The 5,237-nt window shown below is 32.2% G+C and carries 4 protein-coding genes; 3 read left to right on the plus strand and 1 reads right to left on the minus strand.

Annotated elements, in window-relative coordinates:
• Positions 1-233 precede the first annotated feature (233 nt).
• Positions 234-434, minus strand: coding sequence for a hypothetical protein (locus ACFX4W_RS01655; RefSeq protein WP_218812993.1), 201 nt, complete (start codon positions 432-434; stop codon positions 234-236).
• Positions 435-1,104: 670 nt separating this feature from the next.
• Between ACFX4W_RS01655 and ACFX4W_RS01660 the strand changes: the two genes are divergently transcribed.
• The 3 genes from ACFX4W_RS01660 (at position 1,105) to ACFX4W_RS01670 (ending at position 5,161) form a co-directional block, all read left to right on the plus strand.
• Positions 1,105-1,866, plus strand: a complete 762-nt coding sequence (locus ACFX4W_RS01660; protein ID WP_308358887.1) for an ABC transporter ATP-binding protein — start codon at positions 1,105-1,107, stop codon at positions 1,864-1,866.
• Positions 1,863-4,343, plus strand: coding sequence for an FtsX-like permease family protein (locus ACFX4W_RS01665; RefSeq protein ID WP_377559200.1), 2,481 nt, complete (start codon positions 1,863-1,865; stop codon positions 4,341-4,343). The genes ACFX4W_RS01660 and ACFX4W_RS01665 overlap by 4 nt, the downstream gene beginning before the upstream one ends.
• 290 nt (positions 4,344-4,633) lie before the next feature.
• Positions 4,634-5,161 (plus strand): RNA polymerase sigma factor, encoded by a 528-nt coding sequence (locus ACFX4W_RS01670; protein ID WP_098548504.1) that lies wholly within the window; start codon positions 4,634-4,636, stop codon positions 5,159-5,161.
• The last annotated feature ends 76 nt before the right edge of the window (positions 5,162-5,237 follow it).

Genomic DNA, 5,237 nt, shown 5'->3' on the forward strand with positions numbered 1-5,237 from the left:
TACTAATAAAAGTTTCGAATGCTAATATGAAAAGTGAATATAATATACAAAATCAGTTAACATAATCACTCTTTCCGGAACCAAGCAAAAAAACGATTCCTTGGTACACAAGGGCTCGTTTGCTTTTTGAATTTATGCTTTATGCAGCTTTTTATACATTATTGATTTGACAGTCTTTCTTTAAGTCCCAAATTTAAATTCTTTGTATAAAAAACAGATGTTTTATGCAGCCTTTAATTCTCATCTTTATATTCCTTAAATATTAAAATAGCCAGTATGCCAATTACAATGGCCATTGTCCAATAAAGCCATCCCCAATTTAGAAACAAACTATTTATTAAGTTTATTAGCATCGCGACTGGCAACATGGAATTTAACCATTGTCTATATTTACTATCTTTATCAGGGTCAATCTTTCTAAAAAATAATCCCACACTTAGCCTCCTTTTTCATTCCTCTATATGTAACTACCTCATTCACAATGTAAGGTGTTAGCAAATTATGGCCAAATAAAAAAGTAATACAGCAAACCTAAAGTGTGATGTATTACTTTTTTTCATTCTCACTCTTTTCATAGTTATATAGCATTATCTTTATAATGATTAATATCAATAATGTACACAAAGTATAGTATCCTGGCCAAGTTTTTCCTTTCCAAACAAAATTGACAAAGGCACTAGACAACAGGAGCCCTGCTACAACCCAAGAGTAAGATTCTTTCAACTTTCTCATTTGAAATTCCCTCGCTAGCTATACATTTATTCCTTAATTATCCATCATATCATATGTTAGGTAGTTATTCATTTCCATTGGTCATATAAAGCGATTTTACACCAATTTAATAAAAATATAGGTTTTCTATAAGTTCGTAAAAGTATACTTTTGTAGTTAACATAAGACATGTTATCGGAAAAAATTTTGTAATAAAAGAAGCTATATAAAAAGCAGATGATAAAAATTTATAGTTATTTTTACGCAATTATGAAACTTTTTCCATTTATAGACGTACTACTTGTAGGTGGCAAAGGGTTCAGAACACGTTTCCTTGCAACAAGAAAGGTCAGATTTATTTTTTGTGATGAAAACATACTTCGAGGTGAATACATGAGTAAACAAACAGTATTAGACATTAAAGACTTATCAAAAATTTATAAGAGTGAACAGCAACAAGTAGAAGCACTAAAAGATATCTCTTTTCAACTGTATAAAGGAGAAATGGTTGCTGTAATGGGGACAAGTGGTTCAGGGAAAAGTACGCTCTTAAATATTTTAGGTGCGTTAGATGAACCTACAACGGGATCTATTAAGGTAAATGGAAAGTATTCAAAAGAAATGTTCCAGGAACCTCAAGCCTCGTTATATAGAAGAGACAATATTGGTTTTATCTTTCAGTCCTTTCATTTGTTAAAAGATTTAACCGTAGAGGAGAATATTTCCCTTCCTTTAATTCTAAAAGGAGTAAAAGAAGGACTCATTACGTCAAAGGTACATCAAGTGATGGAACTTATAGGACTGACAGAATGGAAATCTCATCGACCTGTTCAGCTGTCAGGTGGACAACAACAACGTGTAGCTATAGGAAGAGCCATTATTACAGAACCTCCTATCATCTTAGCTGATGAACCTACAGGAAATTTAGATTTTAATACATCTGTAGACATTTTAAATGCTTTAGTAGACACAAAAACAAGACTTAAACAGAGTATTTTGTTAGTCACGCATGACCCTCACGTGGCCACGTATGCAGATCGTGTGCTATTTTTTCATGATGGCTATATTGTAGATGAATACAAGTGTAATGCGCATAACGATTTAGAATATATCTTGGAGAAGTTTAAGCTGATTACGAAGAGGCAAGTAGTATGAAATCATTGAAAGGACTTGCATTTAGACTTTTTCGTACCAATAAATTTATTGTATTTTCCTCCATACTTAGTATCGCTATTGCAGTCATGCTGACTTTAAGCATGGTTTTATTTTCATTTAACGCTCAAAGTACTCTAAAACATGAATTGAAGCAGATGTATGGAGATATGGATTTATCTGTGGGGTTTAACATCGATCAAAGTAAAGTTGTTTCACCTAGCTTAACAGAGCAGATAGCACAAAATAAGAACGTGGAGCAACTATCTAGAGTATCAATCACGCATGTTACCCTAGATAAGATTAACTCTTCTACCTACACAGCAGGTGTAGAAAACAGTGACTTGGCAAAGAGTCGTTATCATTTCAAACAGTTTTTAAACGATGATTCTATAGCGATGAATAAAGCGCTAGCTAAAACATTACATGCTAAGGTTGGAGACAAAGTGTCTATTCAAGGTCACTCCTTTACCTTAGTAGAAGTCATAAATGACCTTGATGCTACAGGTATTGCTCCTGACATGATCCTAATGAATCAGAAAACAGCCAAAGAGTACAACAGATTAAATGAGCATGTACATGCAGATGCTACCTACTTATTAATTAAAGCAAAAAAGGGCACGAATGTATTAACATTGTCGAATCAAATTAAATCGTATGACAAAGATTTAAGAATCGATGTAGCAGAGCAAGATCCATTTGTTAAGAATAATCTCCAATCCTTACAAGTGTTTGTTATTGTATTATTCTTCTTAGTGTTAATAGTGACTTCACTCTTAATTATTTCTAACTTTGAGTTACTACTTTATAAAATGAAAAATCAATTTGCTATTATGCGCTCATTAGGAGCCACTACAAAGCAAATAAGCCAATTAATTTTCACTCAAAGTATCATTATTAATTTTTCAGGTATATGCATAGGCCTGTTAGTAACTTTTTTAAGTCAAAAATACGTTTATGCATGGATGGGCAAATTCTTTAAGATTTCTTCATCTCCAACACAGTTTCATTTAGGAATTGCACTTATTATCGCTTTATGTATCTTTATCATCATTCAATTGTTTTTATTGATACCATCTTATAGAAGCGCGAAAATATTACCTCTTAAGGTTATGCAGAAAAATGAGCGTTTAGATTTTGGCTATTCTAAAGTTAGAGTCATTCTTTTTAAGATTTTAATAGGTGTATCTTTATTCTTACTAATAGCTAGTCAAGTGCTGCCAACTAGGGGTGAGTATGGGGTCTTTTTCCTACTAATAGCTGCTGTTGTTATCCTATTGGCGTTCTTTATCATTTTCCCTGTATGGTTACCCCAAATTTTAGAAGGACTATTACCTTTTGGACAAAAAATATTTGGCCAGGAATATTACATAGCGATTAAAAATTTAATCCCTCAAGTCAAAAAAAATACAATGATTGTTTTAACAATAAGCTCCTTAATGATTATTGCTGTGTTTGGATCTGTTACCTTAAGGACTATTCAAGTAACTGAACAGGAGAGTTTAAAAAATGATTTTCGAACTCCTATTGTTGTTGAAACTCGACTTTCTAATACAAAAATAAACTCTAGAGAATTGACTAAAGCAGTAGAAAAGTTACCGGATGTGGAGTCTGTTAGTAATTTTAGCACTTTAGGATTGGCGTATTTACAAGAAGAGGACAAAAATATAAATATAGATTATGCAGTAGTTGATTTAGAAAGGTTACAAACACAAGGGCTAATGTCTCAATTAAAAAGTAAACCTGCTGATAATAGCTTAATCATATCTGAGCGTTTTGCAAAACAAAATCATTTAAAAGTAGGACAAACCGTTCAATTAGGAGAGTTCTCTGAAGCTAAACAAGCTGTTGAGCCAAATGGAAGCTATATCGTTACTTCTATAGAGAAGCAGATGTTAAATGGTGCGGATGCCTATCTGGATTGGAATAATGGAAAATTGATGGATGTTGATTTCTATTCACTTTATGTAGATTCTACACATATAAAAGATGCAGTCAATGAGCTTGAGGGAATAAAGAGTCAGTTTCCTGAAATTAAAATCAGTAACTATGAACAATCCGTTAAACAAGCTACATCCATGTTTTATCAACGTTGGGGTATCTTTATAGTAGTAATAGCAACTTTGGTTGTCTGTACAATGGTTGGTGTATTTAATTCGCTGGCAAATAATATCTACTCAAAAAGAAAAGAATATGCTGTACTGCGTACAATGGGCGTTAAGCCTAAAGGAATTCGAAACATAGTCCTTTCACAGGTTACTACCTATATCATAATTGGATTAATCATAGGAATAGTATTAGGGATTATATTAACCTATATTTTATTACTCGTAGATCCTGGAAAGCTAATTATCGACTATAAAGTACTAGCAGCAGTTATTGTAACGATGATTACGTGTAGTACCATTTTATTTACTTATTTGGGTAATAAAATTGGGAACCAGAATATCTCTTTGGAAATAACTAATGACAATAAATAAAAAGGATAGAAAAAGCTACTGGTTCGTCGCGAATCAGTAGCTTTTTCTGTAGCATATTAGAAGTTCATCTTAGATATCTAAAGGCATTTTAAGTAGTTTCCTCATAGCACTATATTGTATGCGTTAAATTATTTTAATAAAAAGGTAATTAAAAAATTCATAAAACATTAATCTCTAACGAAAGCAACGGCAAATACCAATTATATATTTTCGTCTTTTTTATAAAAATTTAGGCCAAACTCCAATTAACATTGTCTAATAAGTATAAAAGGAAAAAGCAGAGAGGAAGGATTTCAATTATTAGGATTGTTAAAAAAGCTCAAAAAGGTAATGACAAAGCTTTTTTGAAGCTTTTCCAGACATATGAACAAGATATTTATCGAATGGCTTATGTCTATGTTAAAAATAAGGACGATGCCTTAGATGTGGTTCAGGAGGTAGCATACCGTTCTTTTAAAAACATAGATACATTAAAAAAGCCAGAATACTTTAAGACATGGTTAATCAAGATTACCATTAGGTGTGCAATCGATCATCTAAGAAAGAATAGCAAGGTCGTTCAATTACATCCAGAACATGAGGAAATTATCGGTTCAGATATTGAAGATATTCCCCTTACATTATCCCTTCATCAATTAGTGGAAGAATTAAATGAAGATGAAAAAAGTGTTGTTATTTTACGATTTTATGAAGGCTATTCTTTTAGGGAAATAGCTGAGACGTTGACCATTCCTTTAGGCACGGCCAAATCTATTTTATATCGTGCTTTAGCTAAACTTCGTAAACAAGTGAAAGGCGTTGGTATTTATGAAGAATAAACTAAAACAAGAACTTGAACAAATTGAAATTCCAAAAGAATTACATATGAGAGCCAAACTCGGTGTAGAAAAGGCT

Origin of the sequence: Priestia sp. YIM B13489 (genome assembly GCF_042787645.1) — a bacterium.
Taxonomy (GTDB): domain Bacteria; phylum Bacillota; class Bacilli; order Bacillales; family Bacillaceae_H; genus Priestia; species Priestia megaterium.

What these genes read in the sequence shown, in the direction of transcription:
- ACFX4W_RS01660 (WP_308358887.1), top strand. Translation starts at nt 1,105, where the DNA reads ATGAGTAAACAAACAGTATTAGACATTAAAGACTTATCAAAAATTTAT.
- ACFX4W_RS01665 (WP_377559200.1), top strand. Translation starts at nt 1,863, where the DNA reads ATGAAATCATTGAAAGGACTTGCATTTAGACTTTTTCGTACCAATAAA.